Origin of the sequence: Streptomyces sp. NBC_00400, from assembly GCF_036048035.1 — a bacterium.
In the GTDB taxonomy this organism is placed as follows: domain Bacteria; phylum Actinomycetota; class Actinomycetes; order Streptomycetales; family Streptomycetaceae; genus Streptomyces.
Map to the genome: position 1 here is coordinate 8,000,012 of NZ_CP107940.1, position 22,431 is coordinate 8,022,442.

Here is a 22,431-nt window from a genome sequence, read left to right on the forward strand (position 1 = left end):
GCATGACCAGCACTGATCAGCAGCCGCTCGGCTCGCCCTTCTCCGTCACCAGCACCGCCCAGGATGTCACCGCCAGCATCGACCTCTCCGGCACGAGCGCCGTCGTGACCGGGGGCTATTCCGGACTCGGCCTGGAAACCACCCGCGCCCTCGCGGCCGCCGGAGCCCGCGTCATCGTCCCGGCACGTCGGCCCGACATCGCCCGCGCCGCACTCGCCGACTTGCCCGGCTGCGAGGTCATTGCCATGGACCTGACCGGCCTCGACAGTGTGCGCGCTGCGGTCGCACACATCCGCGACTCCCTGGCCAAGCTCGACCTGCTCATGGCCGTCGCCGGTGTCATGGCCACCCCCGAACGACACGTCGGACCGGGCTGGGAGAGTCAGCTCGCCGCCAACCACTTCGGACATTTCACCCTCGCCTGCGAGCTTTACCCGCTCCTGGCCGCCGCCGACGGTGCGCGCGTCGTGGTCAACAGCTCCGCCGGCCACACCCTGACCGACATCCGCTGGCACGACCCGCACTTCCGCACCGGCTACGACAAGTGGCTGGCCTACGGCCAGGCCAAAACCGCCAACGCTCTCTTCGCCGTGCACCTCAACGCCCTCGGCCGAGAAGACGGCGTCCGGGCCTTCTCGCTCCACCCAGGAAAGATCATTACAGGGCTGCAGCGGGACATGGCACTCCAAGAGCAGATCGACCGCGGGTGGGTGGACGAGCACGGCAACGTGATCGCCGCCGACTTCAAGACGCCCTCCCAGGGCGCCGCCACCGGCCTGTGGGCCGCCACCTCCCCCCTCCTCACCGACCGCGGCGGCCTCTACCTGGAGGACTGCGACATCGCCGGCGTCTCCGCCCCCGAAGCGCCCATGGACGACGGCGGCGTCCGCGCCTACGCCATCGACCCCGATGCGGCCGCACGGCTGTGGGAGCTGTCCATCGCCGCGACCGGCACCACGCCGATCACCCGATGACGCCACCGCACCGCAACGCACCACTGACCGTCGAAGGCCGGCGTCGCCTTGTCGAACGCTGCCGCACCCGCCCGATCGCGCACGTCGCCTCCGAGAGGGGCATCTCACGGGCGTGCGCCTCGAAGTGGGTCAACCGGTGGCGCCGTCATGGTGACCTCGGTCTGCTCGACCGTCCGTCGGCCCCGCACCACATTCCGCGTGCGACGCCGGCGTGGGTGATCGAGAAGATCGATTCCTGGCGGCGGGGGGAGAAGCGGTCCGGTCGGACGGATTCCCCACGGGGGCGGCTGGCGTATCCATGGTCGCGACTCCGAACAGGCCGAGGCAGAGCAGGCCGCGCGAAATCAGCGGGCGCGAAGCGTGGCTACGTATACCTCCACTCCGCCATCGACGGCTTCTCCCGGCTGGCCTACTCCGAGGCGCTCACCGACGAGAAGGGCGCCACGGCAGCCGCCTTCCTGACGCGGGCGAAGGTCTGGTTCGCCGCCCGCGACATCAACCACCTCCACCGCGTCGTCACCGACAACGGCGCCTGCTACCGCTCGCACGACTTCACCCGCATCATCGGCACCGAACCCGGCACCAGAAGACCAAGCCCTACACGCCCCGCCACAACGGGAAGGTGGAACGCTACCCACGGATCACGGCCGAAGAGAGTCTGCTTCGGCGAAGTCCACAGTGAGCGTGGTGCGTGGCACGCTGATCACCGCGTCGTAGGCATCCAGGGCCGGCACGGGCAGGAAGCCGTTGTCCATGCGGATCCGGGCCGGCTCCGGCAGGCCATGTCGCCGGGCGTGCGTGCGCAGCGCGCGGGTGTCCACCAGCGCCGGCGCTTCGAGCACGCCTGCGAACAGCGACTCCACGCTGTCAGGTGTCGCTTCGGGGGCGTCGGCCGCAGATTGGCGCATCCCGGAAGGGTGCGCCGGATCGGGGACGTTCGCCACGGTCCGGCCGCCACCGCTGGTCAGCGCCACGGACACATAGTCCGTCCCGAGCTCTTGGGCGAGGGGGTATCCCATGGGCGTCCGGGCGAGCGGGCCGCCCTCGGGGTTGGGGGTGCGTTGGATGTGGGCGTTGTGCGCGGAGACGATAATGCGGGTACCGGGTGCGGATCGGTCGATCAGGTGCAGCAGGCTGTCTGCCAGGTAGCGGTCTCGGGCGGCAAGGTCGGCGGCGTCGGGTGCGCCGCCGAGCAGTTCGGACATCGCGCGCTGCATCTGGTCGGTGCGCCAGGCCGCCCAGACGTCCGAGAGGGCATTCTCGTATGCCTGGCGGCCGCCGTTCTCGACATAGACCTCACGCATGACGGTGACCCGATTGAGCAGCCGGCCGAGGATGGCCGAGAGCCGATCCTGGACTGCGGGATCGAGGCGGAGGCGGGCGTGGGCGGGGACCAGACCCGAGCCGCCCGCAAGCGGCTCCGACAGCTCCAGAGCGGTACGCGCATAGTGCACCGCGCCGGAGTCGACGTCGGTCAGATACCTGGCGACCGGCTCCAGTACGGGCGCCAGCGAGCCGCCGGCCGCCGGGACGTCGAGCCCGGCGAAGCGGACCGGATGCGGCGCAGTGGCATTGTGGGCGCGCAGCCACCGCAGGGTGTCGCGGCCCTCGGCGGACTGGCCCGGACAGCCGTCGCTGCGAGGCGTGATCAGCGCGTCGAGATCACCGTCATCGCCCCTGACCCAGGCGTCAACGGCCCGGCCGGAGGCAGCCCCGAACTCCACCGCGTAGACGGTGAATCCGCACTCCTGGACCAAAAAGCGCAGCATCCGATCGCGCATCAGCCCGAACTCGCGTATCTGGTGCGAGTTCTCGCCCAGCGCGACCACTCGCGCGTCACCGACGAGTCGGCGCAGCGGCTCCAGGTCGTCGAGCGGGGCGGCAAGGTCGGGAGTGGCAAGACGGACGGCATTGCGCATAGTCCACTCGGCGAGGGGGAGTGGGCGTGGCAGGCTCATGATCGTGACACTAACAACCCGTACTCGTACTCGAGTGCCCTGATTCAGAAGTTCCCTGACAGTTCCCGCTTGGGCTGAGGGAAACGCCGAGATCCAGCCGAGAAAAACCGACTCGGAACACTAGCAACAATCTGATTGCTCCTCACACGCTTACCTCCGCCTGAGCGGAGGTGAACCCAGCCCGCAGACACAGGCGCCGGCCGCAGCGAACGCCACTACGCCGTGGTCTCCGTGCGGGCGGAGGCGAACCGGTATGGGCGACCAAGTGAGGAAAACCGCTGGACGTCGTCGGGATACTGCCGTCATGGCCATAACCCAGCAACTTGCCCGCATCTCGGTGGAGTATCTCGCCGACTGCCGCCAGTCAGCCGGCGAATCGCCGGATGGAGATCCCCACTGGGATCCGCGGCCGGCGGACGTCTTGGACCTGGACTGGGCGCCAATCTTGCTGGAACGGGTCTGCGAACTCGCGGAGCTCGACGACGTCCGCCTGGACGCCCTGCGGCAGGCCACCGCGGGTGACTCGGCGATCGACCTGGACTTCCTCACCACACACCCGCATGCCATCGGCCCCTTCGGGCCTGCGCCCACATCCCTTTCCGCAGTTCAAGCCGCCCGCGTCGCCGAACTGCTTATGCGTATGAACATGCCGACCATGTTGGCCGCCCTGCCGGCCGACGACGCACAAGCCGCTTCCTTGATCGGTCACGGAGCCGACCAGATCGTCGGAGACCCGAGGAAGTACCTTCTGAAGCACTTCCATGCCCTGCGCGAGTTCTACCTCGGAGCATCCCAAAGGCACCTTCTCATCGTGCTCTGGTGGGACTGACCCAGGACCTCACCCCAACCCGCCACTCCTGGCGTCGCAGGTCGCGAAGGGGGCTCTCCGCGCAGGCGGAGGGAGGTCCGAGTCGGCCAGGGCAACTGAGGATGGAGGTGGGCGAGGACGGCCGGCCGCCTGCGAGCGTCGAAAGCCTGTGGTCGGTGGACCTGGGCGATGGAACTGTCCGCCTCGACAACACCCCGTGGTGCGTGCGAGGGGTCGCGAGCGACGACATCATCCGAGTGGAGATCGACGAGGATGGTCTGTGTCGTCACACCGACTGTGATCGGCGGGGGCAGCCGCAAAGGTGCCCCCGCACCATTCTGAGTACCCGCACGGGTACACGGCGCGAGCATGCGTTGCCACTATGGCCGCATGACTGTGAAGCAGACGCAGGGCGCCGTGACCGCCTTACGAAACGCAGCGAAACGCCTCTTCGGAATTCTCTCCGTCCTCCTCCTCTTTGCCGCCACCCTCTGCTCCTCCCGAAACCGCGCTACCAGTCCCAAAGAAGTACGCAGGCTCGCGGGAAGCGGTCAGGCTGAAGAGGCCCGGGAAGAGGCAGAGAAGCGCCTTCAGGCCATCGCAGACGCCTACGACAAGAAAACGCCTCTCACCCTGGCCCTGGTCACGGTCAGCGACGTCTGCAAAGGAGGAGCAGCGAAAGAGTGGTTCTTCCGGACCGGCGACGACCAGTACAAGATCCGCTGCTCCCTGCGCTTCACCGCCTACTACGGTGCTGACCCCCACCGCATCGGAGACGTCCTGGACGCCATCTTCACCGCCGGCGACCACTACTCCACCGGCGGCGCACCAGAGAGAGCCATACCGTTCAACCACGACTTCTACCGCAGGAACCTTGTCACCTACTACCGCGGCCACGGCCCGAACCCAGCCGGCTCCAACGCGACGGAACCTTCCCAAGTTTTCAGCCACCCGCAGACCTTGTCCTGGGACACCGTACGCAGCAGTAAGAGGCAGCTGGTGCCCGAGCATGACCCGTGCATGGAGAGCGATCCGCCGGTCAGCCGATGCCTGCACAGGCCGGCGCAGACGACAGTGGCCGACATACGCAAACAGTACGGATTGGTATTCAAGCTGGAGCTCTGGGCTGATGGATATTGTAAAGTATCCAAAAAGGGGGAAGTGGTTATGAATTAGAAAGCGCACTTGCGTGAATTTCCCGCACCGAGCCTGCCATCCCGGAGAAAACCGACCAGGCGCGTCGCCGAGATCTGCGTTGACCGTCGCCGGGCCGTTGCCGGCGAGGACGTGGTCTCGCTGACTTCGAAGACCGGGCCACCACGCTCCCGGCTGACGTTCGACCGCCGCGCTGCGTGGGCTCAGGGGGTGGGCAGGCCGCCCGGGCGGGCAGGGCGGCCGAAGCGAACCGGCACGCCGGGGGAGTACAGGACGCTCACCGGCGGCCCGGTCGGCGACGGCAGCCCGGCTGCGGTCACCAACTCATCCTCACAGTGCAGGAGTTCGGCCCGATGCAGTGGCCAGCGCGGGTGGATATTGGGCAGATACACCGGTCGGCCGAAGAAGGCGTTGTGCATGCCCCAGCGGGCGGTGAGGAAGTGTTCGAGGGCGGTCGGCTCCTCGATTCGCTCGCCGATGCGCACCGCGATCCGGCAGCGCGCCCCGCGCGGCCCCGGCCAGCGTCGGCTGCTGGTGTAGCTGATGGTGTCCGCGTGACGGTGGATCGCCATCCTGGCCCACATGTAGGGCAGCCGGAAGGTGCTGCGGGCGAGGGCCACCGGCAGCAGCCGCGAGGCTTCCAGGGAGCGGAACACCACGCCGCGTCGGCCGTGCCGGTCCACAGAGTAGAGCCGCACGTTGGTCTCTGGAAAGGTGCCGAGGTACGGGATGCCCGGCCCCCTGAACCATCCCACCCGGTGCATCCGGAACGCCACCAGGCCGATGTAGGTGAGCCCCTCGTGGGTGTCCGGCACGGTCCCGGCCGGCAGCAGCGGCGCCACGTCCGCAGGGTCGGTCGCCCAGTGCAGGAACGACAGGTCGAGCCAGGACTGGGTGAGCAGTGTGTCCGGAATCTCGCGCACCGCATCGGGTGTTATCGGCTCCGCGGGGGGAGGGGAGAGCGACATCACGTCAGCCTCGCACACCGCCTACGACCGCCGCCAGGCACCCCTCGTCGGCTGTGAGGTAGCCCGACGGACGGGCGGGCGTGGGTGGCAACCTGGACCTGGGCATGGCATCCGCGTGATCGTGCCGACGGTGAACTGCCGCAGCGAACCGAAGTGCGCCTCGATCGGGTTGGCCCAGAAGGCATAGGTCGAGGGAAGCACAGCTCCACCGTCGGGGCAGGGGCGTTGAGCGGCTTGCTCTACTTCTCTCGTATGAGATGGGGATGAGCGGTGCCGCTTGACCTTGTCGTGGCGACAACGTTTCTACTGGCGCCATGCGAACCGGAACGCTCGCCGGCATCGTCGGCATCACCACCCGCGCCGTGCGGCACTACCATGGCACTGCCAGAACAGATCACGATCGAGGAGCTCTTCGGCCCACCCGAGCGCACACGGGCCTCGATCTCGCCGGACGGCAGGCGGATCGCCTGGCTCGCGCCGTGGAAGAACCGGCTGAACGTGTGGGTGGGCAGCGTCGAGCGCGACACCGACGCGCGGTGCGTGACCGCTGACGAGACCCGCAGCGTGATCAGCTACTACTGGACCGACGATCCGCGCCGGCTGCTCTACACCCAGGACACCGACGGCGACGAGAACTGGCACGTCCACCGGGTCGACCTCGAGGATCCGGACGCCCCCGTACTCGACCTCACGCCCTTTCCCGGGACGAAGGTCCTGGAACTGGACCTGCCCGCCGAACGCCCTGGCAAGGTGATCGTGCAGCTCAACGCCAGGAAGCCCGAAGAGTTCGACCTGGCGGAGATCGACATCGTGACCGGTGAACTCGCCGTTCTGGCCGAGAACCCGGGCCACGTGTACGGCTGGCTGTGGGGCGCCGACGGCGAGCTCTTCGCCCGCACCCTGACCGCGGAGGGCGACTTCGCGCTGTCGCGCTGGAACGCGACGGCGGGCGAGCTGGAGCTGATCACCACCTTTGACGGCGCCGACTACCCGGTGGGGATCAACCCGTTCGAGATGGCCCCGGACGGAGCCGGTGTCTGGATCGGGTCGATGCGAGGCGCCGACCTCACCCGCGTGGTCCGGGTCGACCTGACCACCGGAGCGGAAACCGAAGTCGACAGCCACCCGACCCTGGACCTCGACGGGTCGCGGCGCGCCGTCGCCGGTCTGTCGTCGCCGCTGATCCGTAACCGGCGCACCGGGGCGCTGCTCGGTGTGCGCTACCTCGGGGAACGGCAGGAGATCCGGCCGGTGGACACGGGCTTCGCCGCCGTATTGCGGAACCTGGAGGAGCTCTCCGACGGAGACCTCGGAGAGCTCTCGTCCGACGACAGCGGGCAGCGATGGGTCGTGAACTTCGTCCACGACCGTGACCCCGAGGTCACCTACTACTACGACCACATCACCGGCGAGAGCCGGCTGCTGTTCCGCCCCTACCCGCACCTCGACCCGGACACAATGGCCCCCACGAGGCCGGTGACGATCACCGCGCGGGACGGGCTGGCCCTGCCGTCGTACCTGACGCTGCCGGTGGGCATCGAACCGTCCGCGCTTCCGATGGTCCTGCTGGTCCACGGTGGCCCCTGGTTCCGGGACAGTTGGGGATTCGACCCTGAGGTGCAGATGCTGGCCAACCGTGGCTACGCCGTGCTTCAGGTCAACTTCCGCGGCTCCATCGGCTACGGCAAGTCCCACACGCAGGCTGCGATCGGGGAGTTCGCCGGCGCGATGCACGACGACCTGATCGACGCCGTCGACTGGGCGGTCGCCCAGGGCTACGCCGACCCGGGCCGGATCGGTATCTTCGGCGGGTCCTACGGCGGCTACGCCGCGCTCGTCGGCATCGCGTTCACCCCGGACCGCTTTGCCGCCGCCATCGACTACGTCGGCATGTCGAACCTGGCAAACGTCATGCGCTCGCTGCCCCCGTTCCTCCAACCCGCGCTTGTTGCCAACTGGTTCCGCTATGTGGGCAACCCCGCCGACCCCGAGCAGGAGGCCGACATGCTGGCCCGCTCGCCGATCAGCCGGGTGGAGCACATCCGTACACCGTTGATGGTGGTGCAAGGCGCCAACGACCCCCGCGTCGTGAAGGCCGAGTCCGACAACATCGTCGCCGCGCTGCGGGAGCGCGGGGTCGAAGTCGCGTACATGGTCAAGGACGACGAAGGGCACGGGTTCCTGAACCCGGAGAACCGGATCGACATGTACCGAGCGGCCGAACGATTCCTGCGCCGATACCTGGGCGGACGGCACGGGCTCCTCGAACCGGCCGGGTAGGACACGGTCTGGTACTCCAGTGAGAATTCGTGTGCAGCTGACTGCACCCGTCGCCGACAGGATGGATGAGAGCGCGCTGCAACAGGCGGCCGGGAAGCACGTCCGTCCACCGGTGGACGAGGCGTACGCGGTCGTCGGAGACGCAGCGGGGATCGGCCGCCACTGCGATGGGGCGTCGGCTGCCACGGCAAGAGCGCGCATCGGTGGGATGACCGATGTGCGGGAGGCAGGGGCGCGGTCATAGTCCTCGGGAGATCGTTCGCGGGTGCCCGTGGTGCGCCCGGTCTGTGAAAGGAACTTCTGTGGACACGTATGCGGATCTGGTGTTCTTCGGCGGGCGGGTGGTCACGGTCGATGCGGAGTTCTCCGTCGCCTCGGCCCTGGCGGTGACCGGTCAGTTCATCAGTGCCGTCGGCGGGCGGGATGACGTCGCGCCGCTCGTCGGACCCGGCACCCGCGTCGTCGACCTCCGGGGGGCGACGCTGCTTCCCGGTATCAACGATTCCCATCTGCACGGATGTGCCTTCGGCATGACGACGCCGCCACTCGCCCTCGACCTCGGCCATCCCGCCGTGTCCTCCCTCGCGGAGGTGGCCGAGGCGGTGAGCGAGGCCGTCGGGCGGGTTCCGGGCGGGCAGTGGATCATGGGGCACGGCTGGGACACCGGTTACCTCGACGAGTGCGTCGTCGACCCGTCGCGGCTGCCCTCGCGGTGCGACCTCGACGCCGTCAGTCCGGACCACCCCGTCGTGCTGTATTCCTTCTCCGGGCACGCCACCTGGGTCAACTCCAAGGCACTGGAGCTCACCGGGATCGACCGGCACACCGTCGCGCCGCCCGGCGGAGCCATCGTCGCGGACGAAGCGGGGGAGCCGACAGGGCTGCTCCACGAGGGGGCTCAGGCCCTCGTCCAGAACGCGCTGCCGCCACTCAGCCGGCAGGAGAGGACCGACGCGATCAGGTCGGCCCTCGCCACGCTCGCACGGCTCGGCGTGACCAGCTACACCGAGCCCGGGCTCGGCCCCGGCGGCGACGGCATCATGCGCGGCGCGCTCGGCACAGAGACCCTTGACATCTACCGTCGGCTGCTGGCCGACGGCGAACTGACCGCCCGCCTCGGTGTCCTGCTCCTGCCCACCGGAATGGCGGGCACCGCCGAAGAATTCGCCCGCAGCCTCACCGCCCTCGGCAAGTCCGGCGACGCCGATCCGCGCCGCCTCGCGATCCACGGAGTCAAGATCTTTGCCGACGGCATCGTCCCCAACAAGACGGCCTGGATGCACGAGCCGTACGTGGGTGGCGGCTGTGGCTCCCTGTGCGTCGGTGGCACAACCGACGCCGAGCGGATCGCGGAGATCGATGCCATGATCCGGCATGCCCACGCCGCCGGGCATCAACTGGGCGTCCACGTCACCGGCGACCGGGCCATCGACACCGTCGCGGACGCCTTCGCCGCGGCCATGGCTGAGCACCCGCGGCCCAACGCCCGCCACTACGTCATCCACGGCGACTTCCTCACCGCACACAGCATGAAGGTGCTGGCCGCACACGGCTTCGGCGTCAACATGAACCCCACCATCAAGTGGACCGTCGCCGACATGGAGGAGGAGTTCGTGGGCGTCGGCAGGGCCGCGTACGCATGGCCCTATCGCGATGCCATCGACGCCGGCGTGCGGGTCGCGAGTGGGTCCGACGCCCCCGTCACGTACCCGGACTGGCGCCAGGGCGTCGCCACCATGGTGCTGCGCGAGTCGAAGGCCGCCGGCCGGGTCAGCGGCCCCGGGCAGCGGATCGGCCTGGCCGAGGCGATCCGTACGTACACGATCGACGCGGCCTGGCAGGACTTCGCCGACGGCTGGAAGGGCTCCCTGGAGCCGGGCAAGGTCGCCGACCTCTGCGTGCTCGACGGGGATCTGCTCGCCGCCGACCCCCACGACATCCCGGAGATGCCCGTCGTCCTCACCGTCGTGGACGGGCAGGTCGTGCACGACACCCTTCGCGATTGACGTATTCCGGACGCATGATCATCCTTGGGGAGTGGCAGCACAGCGAAGCACGACGGACATCCTGGACGCGGCCGTCCACGTCCGCGAGGCCGCCAGGAGCGCCACCAGCGGCGCCACCGGCATCGGCACGGTCCTGGCGGCGCTGTCGGAGGTGATGGAGTACGACCACGCCTCCCTGACCCGGTGGGATCCGCTCCGCCGGCGCCACACCACCCTGGCCGGGAGCTACCCGGACGACGCCACGGCCTACATCGAGACCCGCCTCCACCACGACCCGGTGTTCGCCGTGCTCCGCGGCCCGGCCCGCGGCGGTCTCTGGCTCAGAGACGTCCCCCGGCAGCTCCTGGCCGCATCCCCCGGCTTCCAGGAGGTGCTGTCTCCCCTCGGCATCCAGGACGGCGTGGCCCAGTGCCTGTTCGCCACCGACGGCCGGTACGTCGGCATGCTGAACGTCAGCACCCGCCGGCCACGGCGCACGCCCGACCCGGCGCACGCCGTGGTCACCCTGCTCACCGAGGCTTTCGCCGCGGCCGTCGACCCCCGCTCGGGCCCGTCGCCCGAGGAGACCGCCGCAGCCGGCCCCACCGCGGACGTACGACCGCCCGGCGGACTCTCGCCGCGGGAGCTCCAGGTGCTGGCCGAACTGACCACCGGCCGCACCAACCGGGAGATCGCCGAGCGGCTGTACATCACGCCGCGCACCGTAGGGACCCACATCGAGCACATCCTCGCCAAGCTCGATCTCCCCAACCGCGCGGCCGCCGCCGCCCGGGCCGCCGCCTGGGGAATTGAGCCCTCCCGCTGACGCGAGCCCCACAACGCACCGTGCTCGGACCGCGGCGCGCGCTGCGGGACACTCCGTCACCCCCGCCGTGCGACTGCGGACCGTGGCCGGCGGTCGACCGCCTCGGCGCCGGCGGGAGGCAATGCTCTTCGCACCGGGACTGTCTGATGTCCTTCCGCGGCAGTTCACGGAGTCCGCGCTCGACGGGGTCCGGGGGTGGGCGGTGACCGAGGGCCGGGACAAGCCGTGGCGGCTCCGTGCGACCAGCCGCCCGGCCGCTTTGCCGGCCCCGGAAGATCAGCCCCCGCGGGGGCGAGTTCCCAGCAATGCGGCGGCGAAGCTCGCCAGGTGCCCCCTCATTTCTTCGCGGGGTAGGCCCTCGTGTCCGGCCAGGTGCTCGACGAGGTCCGCTCGGACGGCGGCGAGCAGTGCGTGCGCGGTGAAGGCGCTGTCGGTGAGGCCGGGAATCCGCTCCAGCATGTCGTGGAGCAGGGTGTGCCATCGCTCATAGTGCTCTGCCCGGTAGGGGCTGTCGCTGCCGTTTCCCTCCAGGGCCAGCGCGAGGTGGCGGTTGTCGAGTTTGAAGCACAGGACGGCGTCGAGCAGGGCGGGTACCCGCTCAAGCGGCGGGGTGGCGGGCCCCAGCGGCGGCGGACCCTCTTCGATGGCCTCCCTGACCGGTTCGAGTCGTGCTGCGTACAGCGCGCGGATCAGCCCGGTGCGGTCACCGAAGGCACGGAAGAGCGTTCCTTTGCCGACGCCGGCCGCTGTCGCGATGTCGGCCATGGTGACGTCCGCGGGACTCTCGCAGCGAGTGAAGAGGACGTCGGCGGCTGCGAGGACGGCCTCCCGGTTACGGACGGCGTCCTTGCGTGGCTTGCGCTCGGTCATACGGCTCCCTGTGCTTGCGATGCGGACCAGCGGTCCGTATCGTCTGGGGAAGCGGACCTCGGGTCCGTATCGTACGGGACGGAGAGACCCATGCCCGCAAACACCTCACCCGCAGATCTGTACCGACACAGCCTGCAACTGCTGCTGGACAAGAACATTCCCGGCTGGGTCGCCCTGTGGGCCCAGGACGGCATTCTGGAGTTCCCCTTCGCCCCCAAGGGCTGGCCGGAGCGGCTGGAAGGCAAGGAGTCCATCGCCGCCTATATGCGCCACTACCCCGACCACATAGACCTGCACGACTTCCCCGACGTGCGGATCCACCAGACCACCGACCCCGAGACGATCGTGGTCGAAATGCGCGGCGTGGGCCGCCTGATGGAGAACGGCAACCCCTTCGACATGACCTACATCGCCGTCGTGACCGTCAAGGACGGGCGCTTCACCACCTACCGCGACTACTGGAACCCCCTCGCCGTCCACGAACCCGGCGCCGACTTCGCCGGGGCCACCCGATGACCGACAGCCACACCACTTTGGTCATCGGGGCCACCGGCACCACCGGCAGCCGCACCACCGCACAGCTGATCACCGCCGGCCACCACGTCAAGGCCGCCAGCCGTCACGCCACCCCGGTCCCGGGCGCATCATCGGCCCGTTTCGACTGGTACGACCCCACCACCCACGCAAAGGCCCTCGACGGAGCCGACCGTGTCTACCTCATCCCGCCCCTGGGCGACTCCGACCCGGCCTCGGTCATGCTGCCCTTTCTCCGGCAGGCGCGCGCCGCAGGCGTACACCGCGCGGTGCTGCTCAGTTCCTCGGCCATCCCCGAGGGCGGCCCGGCGGTGGGAGTGGTGCACCAGGCCCTGCCCGGTCTGTTCGACGAGTGGGCGGTGCTGCGGCCCTCCTGGTTCATGCAGAACTTCACCGGCACGCACGCACACGCCCAGAGCATCCGCGCAAACGGCACCATCCTCACCGCTGCCGGGACCGGCCGGGTCGGCTTCATTGACGCCGATGACATCGCCGCCGTCGCCGTACGCGCCCTGACCGGCGACCAGGCGCCCAACACCGACCTGCTCCTGACCGGACCGGAGGCGCTCAGCCACGACGACATCGCCACGACCATCACAGAGGTCACCGGCCGGCCCGTGGCCCACCGCCACCTGACGTATGAACAGATGCGTGACCGTCTCACGGCGCAGCTGCCACCGGAGTTCGCCGCGATGCTCGCACGCATGGACCGCACCATCGCGAAGGGAGCCGAAAACCGCACCACCGACGCCGTCCAGCGACTCACCGGCCGCCCGCCGCACAGCTTCCGCGCAGTCGCCGAACGCGAGATGACCCGAAGCACCTGACGCTCAGCCCCCGGGGCCGGCCTCCCGGGCCTGCTCGCCGCAGGCTACGGCTGGCCGCACGGTCGGCAGAATCAATGGCTGTGGTCCCGGTTGCCGTATGCGGGTTGGCGTCGCCCGGCCGGAACCGGGCACCGGCATCTGCTTGAGGCCACGACGCATCGCATTCTGAATCGATCAGTTAGGACCCGGCGGTTCCAAGGGCGTTGCGCAGGAACGCCGTTGCCTGGTCGATGGCTCCGCGAGCGGCTTTGGAGTGGCTCAGCGAGTTGAGCATCATGAAGTCGTGGACCGTGCCGTCGTAGCGCACCGTGGTCACCGGAACGTCGGCTGCTCGGAGCTTGGCGGCGTACGCCTCGCCCTCATCGCGCAGCACGTCGGCTTCGTCGACGATCAGCAGTGTTGGCGGCAGTCCGGACAGCTGCTCGATGGTGGCGTGGTTGGGAGACGCGGTGATCTCCGCGCGTTGGTTCGGGTCGGTGGTGTAGGCGTCCCAGAACCATTCCATCAGCTTGCGGCTCAGGTAGTAGCCGGTGGCGAATTGGTCGTAGGAACCGGTGTTCATGGCCGCATCCGTGACCGGGTAGTACATCGACTGCTGTACGAACCTGACGTCGCCGCGCTCCTTGGCCATGAGGGCGAGTGCGGCGGTCATGTTCCCGCCGACCGATTCCCCGGCCACTGCCATGCGCTGTGCATCCAGCCCCTTGAACGCTCCCTCGCGGACGATCCACTGCGCGGTGGCGTAGCCCTGCTCGATGGCCACAGGGTAGTGCGCCTCGGGCGATGGCGTGTACTCCACGAAAGCCACCGCGGCACGGGCGCCGACTGCCAACTCGCGCACCAGGCGGTCGTGGGTACCGGCATTGCCCAGCACCCAGCCACCGCCGTGCATGTACAACACGACGGGCAGCGTTCCGGTGGTGCCCTGCGGTTTGACGAGGCGTACCCGTACGTCGCCCACCCTTGCCGGAACCGAGACCCACTCCTCGTCGACCGGCAGCTTGTCGACCGGCGCGGCCTGGAGGTCGTCGAGCACCTTGCGCGCTGCGGTCGGATCCAGCTCGTACAGGAACGGATGGTGCGAGGTTGCGGCGGCGAGATCCTGTGCCTCGGGCTCGAGGATGACGGACGCGGTTTGACCAGCCATGGGAATGCTCCCTGAGAAAACCGAGAAGCGCATACACAGAGCGCGGGGCGCTGAAGAGGGCCGCGCTGCGCCCCGCTGCGGAGCGGTCGGCTGAGCCTCCGCCCTTGTTCAAGCCCCTGAACGGGTATGTTTGTCCATTGTAGTTGCCCATCCTCCGCAGACGCATTCCAAGGAACCGCCTGATCGTCCGCCGGGTGCTCGGCTCGGTGACGAGACGGCCTCGTCGGTGACGGGCTCACCGACGAGCGGATACGCCGATCGACTGTCACTGGCGCGATCGCGTGTGATGCAAGGGTGATGCTTCAACGCCGTGGTCCGTCCCTCACCGATGGTGGTCCCGACCGGGGCACCGGGGGACGCCACAGCTCATCGCGGTCAGTCCCGGCTGTGAGTGGCGGGTCAGGTGCCCGGGCGGGGAGCTCGTAGGTGCCGGCGCCGGGCCAGCTCTTCGTCGTCGACGAGGGTGAGCATGGGCTGACCCGGTGCGCACATCATGGTGACGAGGAAGCGGCTGGGGGTGTCCGTCCGGTTGTTTCCGTCCTGGTAGTGGATGACATCGCCGCCCGGTTCCCAGAACGTCTCCCCGGCCTTGATGACGCGCTCCGGCTCACCTTCCAGCTCGAAGAGCATTTCCCCTTCCAGGATGTAGCCGAAGGCGGGGCCCGAGTGCCGGTGCGGAGGGGTGCCGGGATCGCCGGGAGGGAACTCGACGACCACCGTCATCGCCTCCGCCCCCTCCGGAACGTGCGGCGGTTTCGCCGACTGCAGCACGGTGAGCGCCGTCTTCCACGCCTCCGAGCGCGGCTTGCTCCCGTTTCTGCCTGCCGGCTGTTCGTTGTGGGACATGGCGGGGCCTCCAGTGGTGGGCCGGCCGGGTCAGGTGAGCCAGTCGGTGTAGTGGGTGGGGGCGATGCGTGCGTCGCCCTTGGTGGTGAGCACATCGCCGGGGACGGCGGCGAACATGCCGGCGGTGTCGTCGGTGACGACCGTGCGGCCGTCGGGCCGGGCGTTCAGGGTGATCCGGCCGAGTTCGTCGAGGGGAAAGGTGTCGGGCCCGCCGACGTCGAGGGTTGCGTTCAGAGGGGTACCGGCGGCGACTTCGGCGACGGTGTCGGAGACGTCCTGGGCGGCGATCGGCTGGAGGGGGGTGGTGGGCAGGCGGACGGTGTCGCCCTCGGTGGTCCAGGACATGAAGGCGGCGATGAACTCCATGAACTGGGTGGCGTGGACGATCGAATAGGGGATCGGCCCGGCCTTGAGGATGTCTTCCTGCAAGACCTTGGCGCGGTAATAGGCGAGGTCGGGCACCTGGTCCGCGCCGACGATCGAGAGGATGACGAAGTGCCCCACCCCGCCCTTGTGGCCGGCGGCCAGGAGGTTGTCCATCGAGGTCTGGAAGAAGGCGGGAGAGGCGTCGTCGAAGGTCGGGGAATTGGTCAGGTTGACGATGCCGTCGGCTCCGGCCACCGCCTTCTCCACGCCCTGGCCGGTGAGCACGTCGACACCTGTGGAAGGCGAGTGCGGCACGGCCTCGTGCCCGGCGGCGTTCAGCTTCTTCACGACCTGCGACCCGATCAGACCGGTACCGCCGATGACTGCGAACTTCATGGGTCACCTTTCGTCGCGCACCGATAGGTCATGCGTCCAGATTGGGGCGATGCAGTGCACGGCGCATGCCGGCCGGTGCACTCCTGGGTACGTCGGTCACGCTGCATGCTTACCGCATCGCTGAGGGCAATCCACGCAAGCGCCATCCCCCGGATCATCCTGGACTCCCCGTAGGCCGAATAGCCCACCAGCGAACCACGGCGACCGCAAAATCGTGCCACCACGCCCATCTTCCCTCCGGGTTTTGGAGCTCTGATAGTCAGCACGCCTGACTCCGGTGCTGGTTCGGTGCTGACTATTCTCGCCCTACGACCGGAAAGCCGTAGGTCCTTGCTCAGCTCGGATGAGTTGTCGTACTTCATTCACGCGATGTCCGGCCTGTTGTGTGCACGGGCACCGGGCCGTGACTTCGTCGAAAGGAGCCCCCGTGGGACCAAGGAGGCGACCACCAGGCACGGCGACGTCAGCAGGCCGGCCAGATCCGAGCCGGTGTCGGGCCTTGTGGGTCACGCTGGTGGCGGGCTTCATGATCCTTCTCGATGTGACGATCGTCGCCGTCGCGCTGCCCTCGATGCAAAGGGATCTGGGAGCCTCCCCGGCCGCAGTGCAATGGGTGGTGTCCGGGTATGCGCTGACGTTCGCACTTGCGCTGGTGCCGGCCGGACGTCTTGGCGATGCGATCGGCCGACGCCGGATCTTCCTCGGAGCGCTCGCGGCCTTCGTCTTGTGCAGCACCGCAGCGGGGGCGGCCCCGACGATCACCCTGCTCGTCATCGCCCGCATGGCGCAAGGAATCGCCGCAGGCTGCCTTGCTCCTCAGAATTCTGCGCTGATCCAACAACTGTTCACCGGAGCCGAGCGTGCTCGCGCCTTCGGCTTGTTCGGCGCCACCGTCGGCATCTCCAGTGCGGTCGGTCCGATCACCGGAGGCCTCATTCTCGCCCTGGCCGCCGGACCCCAGGGCTGGCGCTGGATCTTCTTCGTCAACATTCCCGTCGGCGCCGTGGCACTCGTACTCGGCTACCGGCTGCTGCCCCGCGTTGCCCCGGGCAAGAGAGGACACCTCGACCTTTCGGGCGTTGCCCTGATCGGTTGCGGTGTCCTGGCGGTCCTGTTGCCGTTGGTCCAGGCCGACTCCGGCGGTGTGCACCGTCTGTGGTGGCTTTTCCCAGTAGGGGCACTGCTGCTGGTCGGCTTCGGGCGGTGGGAGCGCCGCGTCGCAGCCCAAGGCGGCGAACCGCTGCTGGATCCAAGGTTGATCACCGAAACCCGCGGCTATGCGACCGGTGCCGGCCTGGCGACGCTCTACTTCATGGGATTCAGCGGCGTGTGGATCGTGTTCGCACTGTTCTTCCAAAACGGCCTGGGCTATTCGCCGCTGCAGTCCGGACTGGCCGTGACACCGTTTGCGGTGGGCTCCGCGGGAGCGGCCGTCGTAGCCGGACGGCTTGTGGAGCGGATGGGCAGGCTGCTGACCGTGCTCGGCCTGGTCGGCGTCGTTGTCGGGCTCGCCGCAACGGCCCTGCTGCTCAGGTTCGCCCCGCCGTCGGTTGCCGTCTGGGCCGCTGTCCCCGCCCTCCTCGTGGGCGGTATCGGCAGTGGCTTCGTCATCTCCCCGAATGTGACGATGACGCTGCGGGAGGTTCCGGTGCGGATGGCGGGCGCCGCCGGCGGTGCGCTGCAGACCGGGCAGCGACTGGGCGGGGCAGTGGGGACGGCCGCACTGCCCGGCACGTACTACCTGGTACTGGCCTCAAGCGCGGGCGACTACCGGCTGGCCGTGGCAGCGTCCGTCGGCGTCGGCATCGCCGCCATCTTGACGGCTTTGGGCATCGCGCTCATCGAGCGGCGTACCGACCGTGGCGCAACAGCCGCCCCGTGCCCGCCCGAAGTCGCCCATGGGCACTGTCATGCCGCCCAAAGCTGAGACTCCTCGGACTCCGCCCGGAAGGGCTACATGCCCAGTCGCTGAGCTGGTCGCGGAGACCGGACAGGGCGTGTTTTTGAACTTCTCCGTGCCATGCCCCGCGCAGTGAGCCCACTGGACGGGGGAGAGCAGCTGCGGTTACTGCGGTGCGGCCACCGTGGACGCCACTTGCTTGATGAGGTCGGCCACCGCGACCGGTTGTGACATGCGGATGGAGTGGCTGCCCGCGACCTCGACGGTGGTCGAGCCGGCTCGCGCGGACATGGTGCGCTGGGCAGGAGGGGGATCATCTTGTCGTCGATAGTGACCAGGTACCAGCTTGGCTTGGTTTGCCGGGCGGGTTCGGTGACCTGCTCACCGAGGGCGTCGACGCCCCGGGGGACCTGCGAGTCAGCCATGAGTGGGGTCCCGGTCAGTCGACGGCCGGCAAGTCGCCCAGCGCGTCACCGAGGTCGAGTTCGGTACGGCCACGAGTCTGGAAGCCCTGCTTGAACAGCTCTGCCGTGCGTTGCTGGGCTGCCTCTCCCCGTACGAGCTGCTGGAACAGAGCGGCATCCGCGCGTACCACGGCAGGGGGCGGCAGGCTGATGGCGTTGACGGCTGCTTTGGCCGCGATCAGCCCATCGCGCGGGAAGTTACCCATGCGCATGGCGAGGCCGGCTACGAACTCGTCCAGCTCGGCGTCGGGCACCGCGCGGTTGATCCATCCGTAGCGTTCGGCAAGTTCGGCATCGAAGTCGGCCGACGTCAGCACTGCTTCGAGCGCTCGGCCCCGGCCCAGCAGACGGGCGAGGTGTTGAACCGCTCCCGCGCCGGGCGGGGTGCCGATGCCGACTTCGGGCTGGGCCAGGACAGCGTTCTCGCGGGAGGCGAAGCGCATGTCGCAGGCGAGGAGGAATTCGCTGCCCGCCCCACGTGCTCGGCCGCGCAGCTTGGCGATGGTGACGGCCGGGATCTCGCTGAGCTTGCGGAACAGCATCCCCAGGGAGGCGTCGCCCGGGCCGCCGGCTTTCGCGGCTTCAGCGGTGTATTCGGGCACTTTGGTCAGGTCGACGTGCGGGAAAAAGAAGTCGGGATCCGCGCTGTCGAAGACCACCACCCGTGCACTCGCCGGTTGGGAAACCTCATCGAGCAGCCCGGCCAGGTCGCGCACGACCTCGGGACCGATGAGATTGATCGGCGGGGCGTCGAAGGTGGCGAACAGGACGTTGCCGTCCAGTCTGGTGCTGATGGTTGTGAACGAGGCGGTCATGTTCTCTGTCCTCTCGGCACTCGATCCTCCTCGCTCACCCGCCCGCACGGCCCCACGGCCCCGCAGTTCTTCACTGTGTGCTCCTGTGCCTCGCGGTGGGTACCTCGCGCCTTGCTACGCGCCATGCACCCTGCACCAAGCCTGAGCAACGGCCCTCCCGTGCGTTCACTCGTACCGATCAGCAGAGTCATCGTGACAGCCCTCCATCCGGCCGAGGACGTCGCCGCGGTCTCACGGGCTGTCAGGAGTCACGCTGCGCACGGTGGGCGAGAAGACTGCCGCCGCTGCCGTGAGGCGTAGCGTCTCCAGCATGTCGATCTGGCCCCGAGCCCGGTCCAGGAGATAGTGGAGCTGGGATTCATCCAGACGGGGCTCCCCCGCAGCCACGACGAGGAGCGTGCGCCAGATAAGGGCCTTCCCTTCGACTCCCAGCCGCAGGGTCTCCAGCTCGATCAACGTGCTCAGCCCGGAACGCCGGTACAGGGCACCGTTCGGCTTCAGGCGTCGTAGCCTCTCGGCCGCCCAGCCGCCGTAGATCTTGTAGTGGCGTGCGGGGACGCCGAGGGCTTCCATGACGTCGAGAAGGCTCTGCCGGTCCTGAGCGATCTCGTCGGAGATACGCTGCAGGTCGGTGCTGCGTGCCGAGCTCCGGTGCTGGTGGGCAATGCGCTTCGCCAGCCCGATACCGAGGGTGGCACCGGCCAAGTGGTCGTTCAGATAGATGCCGAGTTTGTCGCGATGCATGCTGGGCCCCGTTCTCGCTTGTCCTCGGCGATCTCCTCGACGGTGCGACCGCGTACACACAGCAGGCGGGAAACACCGGCGCCGGACTTCCTCGCACCACGACAGCAAACCGCGAGAGGACGCAGCCGACGTGGCGAATTGCCGAGAACGGACCCGAACGGCTCAGGATCCGGGTGCTGGAGCGTTGCAGCAGATTTCTCGACGTCGGCCAGGCAGTACCTGCCCGCGTTGGCTCAGCCTCCGATGCCTTTGAGGGGTGTGCATCGTGAAGTTGCAGGTCACGGGTCTGGTGTGAGTCGTCTTCGGGATTCTCGGGCTGATCGTGGGCGGATGCCTCTCGCGAAGATCATCGGTCGGCGGGCGATTTCGCGGTTGGTCAGCACCAGCAGGGCCCTGACCAGGGCCGTCGCCGACTTCGGGTCGGTGCGGAGCTTGGTGAGCACGCGCCAGTTCTTCAGGTGGGCGAAGCCGTGCTCGACCGGGGCGCGGACTGCGGCCAGCACGGTGTTCGACCGTTTCTGGCCGGGGGCCAGGGGCCGGCTGCGGGCGGCCTTGTAGCCGGTGATCACGGCCGGGTCGGCGTCCGGGTCGTCGTTGTCGTCGAGGCCGATGAAGCCCAGGTCGGCGATGGCGCCGAGGCCGGTCGCACGCAGATGGGCGGTGAGGTGGTCGTGCCGGCAGGCGGTGATCTCCGAGGTGCGTCCGGGCCGGGCCGCGGAGACCCAGAGCAGCCGGCCACGATCGTCGGTGAGTGCGATCACGAGTAGTCCGTGGCATTTGCTCTTACCGGAGTAGTTCTTCCGGTTCGCGTCTCCGGTGCGGCGTCGGGTGCGTATCAGCGAGCCGTCTAGCAGTACGATGCCGCCGCCCTTTCGGGCGATCTTCTTGAGCGCGCGGTCCAGGCGCGGGGCGCGGGCGGCCAGCAGGCCGACGACCTCGCGCACCCACCGGCTCACGGTGGTGCGGTGGATGCCGTTGCCGCCGGCCAGGTCGCCGGGCCGCTGGTCACAGCGCAGCACCGCCAGCACGATCCCGGCGATCTTCCCGGCGGGCAGCGCCCGCCACGGCGAGCGGATCTTCTTGCAGTGGCCGCGGATCAGATCGGCGAGACAGTTCGAGGTGGCGCTCGACAGCGGCAGACGGGCGGTGTAGACAAGGCCGTCAGGGCCCTCGACGGTTTCGTTGTTTTTCTTCACACCAAACTCAACTGCCGCCGGGGGCCCGACGGTTACGCCCACCCGCTCTTCGAGTCCGGCGACTACGGGCCCACGGTGAACTTGCCGTCACCCCGCTTGTGCAGCCAGCCGCGATCGGCCAGCTTGGTCAACTTCCCGCGCAGCGGCTCCAGCTTGCCCCGCACCCCGGTGTCCAGACCCAACGCCTCACCGACAGCCCGGGTGGTGACCGGCCCGCCTGCCTGCCGCACGGCGGCCAGGATGCGCTGGTAGTCCGTCGGCAGCGCGGGCTCGGCCACCCCTGACGCCCGGTCCGGGACCAGCCGCACCGCCCGACCCGCCACCTGCACCACCGGCGACCCGGCCGTTGCCCGCTCGTCAGCGAGCTGCTCGCTCATCCGCTGCCACACCCGGACCGCCACGGCCAGCTCGTCCCGCTCGGCCCGCACCTCGGACAGCTGCTTGACCAGCTGCTCTTCGAGTTCATCCAGCTCCGCGCGGCGCGCGGTGATCCGCTCATGCACCTCGGGGTCCACCATGCGCCGGAGCGTACAAGCGCAACCCGAGACAGCGGATACACGGTGACGGCCTGCTCGTCGCGCTCGGCCACCCGGCGCGCGGGCACCTGCGGACTGAAACCGAGCCGGCGCATCAGCCTCGTTGCGCCCGAGACGCTGTATGAGACATGGAACTTCCTGCCGATCAGCGTGGACACCCGCGCCGCGGTCCACACCTGGTCCTCCACCCAGCCATGCGCGGCCGGACCCTGCTCCAGATATGCGGCGAGCTTCTCCAGGCAGCGCGGCGACAGACGGCACCGTGACCCGCTCGCCCCACGCGAGACCAGGGCCTGCATGCCGCCGTCTCGCCACAGCTGCTGCCACTGGTAAGCCGATTTCCGGCTCACCCGCAGTCGCCGGGCCACCTCCGGCGGCTTGATCTTCTGCTCGAACAACTCGGCCGCCTGCATCCGCACCGTCTCGCGACGCTGACGCCCCATCGCGGTCAGCCCGCCCCCATCCGCATACCTCACACACCACGAACTACTACCAACACCCCAGCCACATCATCGACTTCCACAAAGATCACCCTGACGAGCCGAAGTCAGTAACCGGGCCGGCCGCTGCTCCCGCAGCGGCCCACCAAGAGCTTCTGCTCCCGCAATAGCCCAGCAGCTTCGGTACCCCCCGTTCCGCGCGGCGCGCGGCGATCCGCTCATGCACCTCGGGGTCCACCATGCGCCGGGAGCGTACGAGCGCAACCTGAGACGGCGGGCGAGAAATCGCAAAACCCGCACCTGCCAGACGATCTACACCTCAGACTGCCGCCCACGACCAGCACGAGTACGCCGAAGACAACTCACGCCAGACCCGTGACCAGCACCTTCACGATG

The 22,431-nt window shown here is 68.8% G+C and carries 20 protein-coding genes and 3 pseudogenes; 11 read left to right on the forward strand and 12 right to left on the reverse strand.

What is annotated here, in order from left to right:
* The first annotated feature begins 2 nt into the window (after positions 1-2).
* Positions 3-974, forward strand: a complete 972-nt coding sequence (locus OHS81_RS35025) for an SDR family NAD(P)-dependent oxidoreductase (protein ID WP_328390060.1) — start codon at positions 3-5, stop codon at positions 972-974.
* A pseudogene (locus OHS81_RS35030) lies at positions 971-1,644 on the forward strand (DDE-type integrase/transposase/recombinase); the annotation flags it as partial. The gene OHS81_RS35025 and the pseudogene OHS81_RS35030, both read left to right, overlap by 4 nt.
* Here the strand turns inward: OHS81_RS35030 and OHS81_RS35035 are convergent.
* Positions 1,616-2,932 carry an erythromycin esterase family protein gene (locus OHS81_RS35035; protein ID WP_328390062.1) on the reverse strand — a complete coding sequence of 439 codons (1,317 nt, stop codon included), beginning with the start codon at positions 2,930-2,932 and terminating at the stop codon, positions 1,616-1,618. The pseudogene OHS81_RS35030 and the gene OHS81_RS35035 sit on opposite strands and share 29 nt — an antisense overlap.
* 304 nt (positions 2,933-3,236) lie before the next feature.
* Between OHS81_RS35035 and OHS81_RS35040 the strand changes: the two genes are divergently transcribed.
* The 3 genes and pseudogenes from OHS81_RS35040 to OHS81_RS35050 all read left to right on the forward strand — a co-directional run bounded on the left by OHS81_RS35040 (position 3,237) and on the right by OHS81_RS35050 (position 4,916).
* Complete coding sequence (locus OHS81_RS35040; RefSeq protein WP_328390064.1) at positions 3,237-3,761, forward strand: DUF1877 domain-containing protein; 525 nt, start codon at positions 3,237-3,239, stop codon at positions 3,759-3,761.
* A 101-nt stretch (positions 3,762-3,862) separates the two neighbouring features.
* Positions 3,863-4,003, forward strand: a pseudogene (locus OHS81_RS35045) (DUF4265 domain-containing protein); the annotation flags it as partial.
* Between the two features lie 127 nt (positions 4,004-4,130).
* Positions 4,131-4,916: a hypothetical protein gene (locus OHS81_RS35050; protein WP_328390066.1), complete on the forward strand. Its 786-nt coding sequence runs from the start codon at positions 4,131-4,133 to the stop codon at positions 4,914-4,916.
* A gap of 182 nt (positions 4,917-5,098) precedes the next feature.
* Here the strand turns inward: OHS81_RS35050 and OHS81_RS35055 are convergent, their stop codons facing one another.
* Positions 5,099-5,863: a YqjF family protein gene (locus OHS81_RS35055; protein WP_328390068.1), complete on the reverse strand. Its 765-nt coding sequence runs from the start codon at positions 5,861-5,863 to the stop codon at positions 5,099-5,101.
* A gap of 375 nt (positions 5,864-6,238) precedes the next feature.
* Between OHS81_RS35055 and OHS81_RS35060 the strand changes: the two genes are divergently transcribed.
* The 3 genes from OHS81_RS35060 (at position 6,239) to OHS81_RS35070 (ending at position 10,954) form a co-directional block, all read left to right on the forward strand.
* Positions 6,239-8,143 (forward strand): S9 family peptidase, encoded by a 1,905-nt coding sequence (locus tag OHS81_RS35060; RefSeq protein WP_328390070.1) that lies wholly within the window; start codon positions 6,239-6,241, stop codon positions 8,141-8,143.
* A 302-nt stretch (positions 8,144-8,445) separates the two neighbouring features.
* Positions 8,446-10,149 (forward strand): amidohydrolase, encoded by a 1,704-nt coding sequence (locus tag OHS81_RS35065; protein WP_328390072.1) that lies wholly within the window; start codon positions 8,446-8,448, stop codon positions 10,147-10,149.
* Between the two features lie 31 nt (positions 10,150-10,180).
* A complete protein-coding gene (locus OHS81_RS35070; protein WP_328390074.1) occupies positions 10,181-10,954 on the forward strand; it encodes a helix-turn-helix transcriptional regulator in 774 nt (257 codons plus the stop codon).
* A 276-nt stretch (positions 10,955-11,230) separates the two neighbouring features.
* Here OHS81_RS35070 and OHS81_RS35075 read toward each other — a convergent pair whose 3' ends face one another.
* Positions 11,231-11,824 (reverse strand): TetR/AcrR family transcriptional regulator, encoded by a 594-nt coding sequence (locus OHS81_RS35075; protein ID WP_328390076.1) that lies wholly within the window; start codon positions 11,822-11,824, stop codon positions 11,231-11,233.
* A gap of 90 nt (positions 11,825-11,914) precedes the next feature.
* On the opposite strand from OHS81_RS35075, the gene OHS81_RS35080 reads away from it, so the two are divergent.
* Together OHS81_RS35080 and OHS81_RS35085 are read left to right on the forward strand one after the other, a co-directional pair.
* Positions 11,915-12,340, forward strand: coding sequence for a nuclear transport factor 2 family protein (locus OHS81_RS35080; protein WP_328390078.1), 426 nt, complete (start codon positions 11,915-11,917; stop codon positions 12,338-12,340).
* Positions 12,337-13,185: an NAD(P)H-binding protein gene (locus OHS81_RS35085; protein ID WP_328390080.1), complete on the forward strand. Its 849-nt coding sequence runs from the start codon at positions 12,337-12,339 to the stop codon at positions 13,183-13,185. The genes OHS81_RS35080 and OHS81_RS35085 overlap by 4 nt, the downstream gene beginning before the upstream one ends.
* A 178-nt stretch (positions 13,186-13,363) precedes the next feature.
* On the opposite strand, the gene OHS81_RS35090 is transcribed toward OHS81_RS35085, so the two are convergent.
* From OHS81_RS35090 to OHS81_RS35100, 3 genes are all read right to left on the reverse strand, one after another.
* Positions 13,364-14,332 (reverse strand): alpha/beta hydrolase, encoded by a 969-nt coding sequence (locus OHS81_RS35090; RefSeq protein ID WP_328390082.1) that lies wholly within the window; start codon positions 14,330-14,332, stop codon positions 13,364-13,366.
* Positions 14,333-14,731: 399 nt separating this feature from the next.
* Complete coding sequence (locus tag OHS81_RS35095; protein ID WP_328390084.1) at positions 14,732-15,178, reverse strand: cupin domain-containing protein; 447 nt, start codon at positions 15,176-15,178, stop codon at positions 14,732-14,734.
* A 30-nt stretch (positions 15,179-15,208) separates the two neighbouring features.
* Positions 15,209-15,940: an SDR family oxidoreductase gene (locus OHS81_RS35100; protein WP_328390086.1), complete on the reverse strand. Its 732-nt coding sequence runs from the start codon at positions 15,938-15,940 to the stop codon at positions 15,209-15,211.
* Between the two features lie 343 nt (positions 15,941-16,283).
* Here OHS81_RS35100 and OHS81_RS35105 point away from each other — a divergent pair, with 343 nt between their 5' ends.
* Positions 16,284-17,867: an MFS transporter gene (locus OHS81_RS35105; protein ID WP_443058813.1), complete on the forward strand. Its 1,584-nt coding sequence runs from the start codon at positions 16,284-16,286 to the stop codon at positions 17,865-17,867.
* Positions 17,868-18,005: 138 nt separating this feature from the next.
* Here OHS81_RS35105 and OHS81_RS35110 read toward each other — a convergent pair whose 3' ends face one another.
* The 6 genes and pseudogenes from OHS81_RS35110 to OHS81_RS35135 all read right to left on the reverse strand — a co-directional run.
* A complete protein-coding gene (locus OHS81_RS35110; protein WP_328390088.1) occupies positions 18,006-18,131 on the reverse strand; it encodes a hypothetical protein in 126 nt (41 codons plus the stop codon).
* Between the two features lie 148 nt (positions 18,132-18,279).
* Positions 18,280-19,119: an enoyl-CoA hydratase/isomerase family protein gene (locus OHS81_RS35115; RefSeq protein ID WP_328390090.1), complete on the reverse strand. Its 840-nt coding sequence runs from the start codon at positions 19,117-19,119 to the stop codon at positions 18,280-18,282.
* Positions 19,120-19,350: 231 nt separating this feature from the next.
* Positions 19,351-19,863, reverse strand: a complete 513-nt coding sequence (locus OHS81_RS35120; RefSeq protein WP_328390092.1) for a hypothetical protein — start codon at positions 19,861-19,863, stop codon at positions 19,351-19,353.
* Positions 19,864-20,141: 278 nt separating this feature from the next.
* Complete coding sequence (locus OHS81_RS35125; protein ID WP_328390094.1) at positions 20,142-21,059, reverse strand: transposase family protein; 918 nt, start codon at positions 21,057-21,059, stop codon at positions 20,142-20,144.
* Between the two features lie 62 nt (positions 21,060-21,121).
* On the reverse strand, positions 21,122-21,577 hold the full coding sequence (locus tag OHS81_RS35130) for a hypothetical protein (RefSeq protein ID WP_443058814.1): 456 nt from the start codon (positions 21,575-21,577) through the stop codon (positions 21,122-21,124).
* A gap of 35 nt (positions 21,578-21,612) precedes the next feature.
* Positions 21,613-22,071: pseudogene (locus OHS81_RS35135) on the reverse strand (winged helix-turn-helix domain-containing protein); the annotation flags it as partial.
* Positions 22,072-22,431 lie beyond the last annotated feature (360 nt).

Bases quoted from the DNA above. Each gene is read 5' to 3' on its own strand.
- OHS81_RS35025 (WP_328390060.1), top strand. From the start codon at position 3: ATGACCAGCACTGATCAGCAGCCGCTCGGCTCGCCCTTCTCCGTCACC.
- OHS81_RS35035 (WP_328390062.1), bottom strand. From the start codon at position 2,932: ATGAGCCTGCCACGCCCACTCCCCCTCGCCGAGTGGACTATGCGCAAT.
- OHS81_RS35040 (WP_328390064.1), top strand. From the start codon at position 3,237: ATGGCCATAACCCAGCAACTTGCCCGCATCTCGGTGGAGTATCTCGCC.
- OHS81_RS35050 (WP_328390066.1), top strand. From the start codon at position 4,131: ATGACTGTGAAGCAGACGCAGGGCGCCGTGACCGCCTTACGAAACGCA.
- OHS81_RS35055 (WP_328390068.1), bottom strand. From the start codon at position 5,863: ATGTCGCTCTCCCCTCCCCCCGCGGAGCCGATAACACCCGATGCGGTG.
- OHS81_RS35060 (WP_328390070.1), top strand. From the start codon at position 6,239: ATGGCACTGCCAGAACAGATCACGATCGAGGAGCTCTTCGGCCCACCC.
- OHS81_RS35075 (WP_328390076.1), bottom strand. From the start codon at position 11,824: ATGACCGAGCGCAAGCCACGCAAGGACGCCGTCCGTAACCGGGAGGCC.
- OHS81_RS35080 (WP_328390078.1), top strand. From the start codon at position 11,915: ATGCCCGCAAACACCTCACCCGCAGATCTGTACCGACACAGCCTGCAA.
- OHS81_RS35085 (WP_328390080.1), top strand. From the start codon at position 12,337: ATGACCGACAGCCACACCACTTTGGTCATCGGGGCCACCGGCACCACC.
- OHS81_RS35090 (WP_328390082.1), bottom strand. From the start codon at position 14,332: ATGGCTGGTCAAACCGCGTCCGTCATCCTCGAGCCCGAGGCACAGGAT.
- OHS81_RS35095 (WP_328390084.1), bottom strand. From the start codon at position 15,178: ATGTCCCACAACGAACAGCCGGCAGGCAGAAACGGGAGCAAGCCGCGC.
- OHS81_RS35100 (WP_328390086.1), bottom strand. From the start codon at position 15,940: ATGAAGTTCGCAGTCATCGGCGGTACCGGTCTGATCGGGTCGCAGGTC.
- OHS81_RS35105 (WP_443058813.1), top strand. From the start codon at position 16,284: ATGAGTTGTCGTACTTCATTCACGCGATGTCCGGCCTGTTGTGTGCAC.
- OHS81_RS35110 (WP_328390088.1), bottom strand. From the start codon at position 18,131: ATGTCCGCGCGAGCCGGCTCGACCACCGTCGAGGTCGCGGGCAGCCAC.
- OHS81_RS35115 (WP_328390090.1), bottom strand. From the start codon at position 19,119: ATGACCGCCTCGTTCACAACCATCAGCACCAGACTGGACGGCAACGTC.
- OHS81_RS35120 (WP_328390092.1), bottom strand. From the start codon at position 19,863: ATGCATCGCGACAAACTCGGCATCTATCTGAACGACCACTTGGCCGGT.
- OHS81_RS35130 (WP_443058814.1), bottom strand. From the start codon at position 21,577: ATGGTGGACCCCGAGGTGCATGAGCGGATCACCGCGCGCCGCGCGGAG.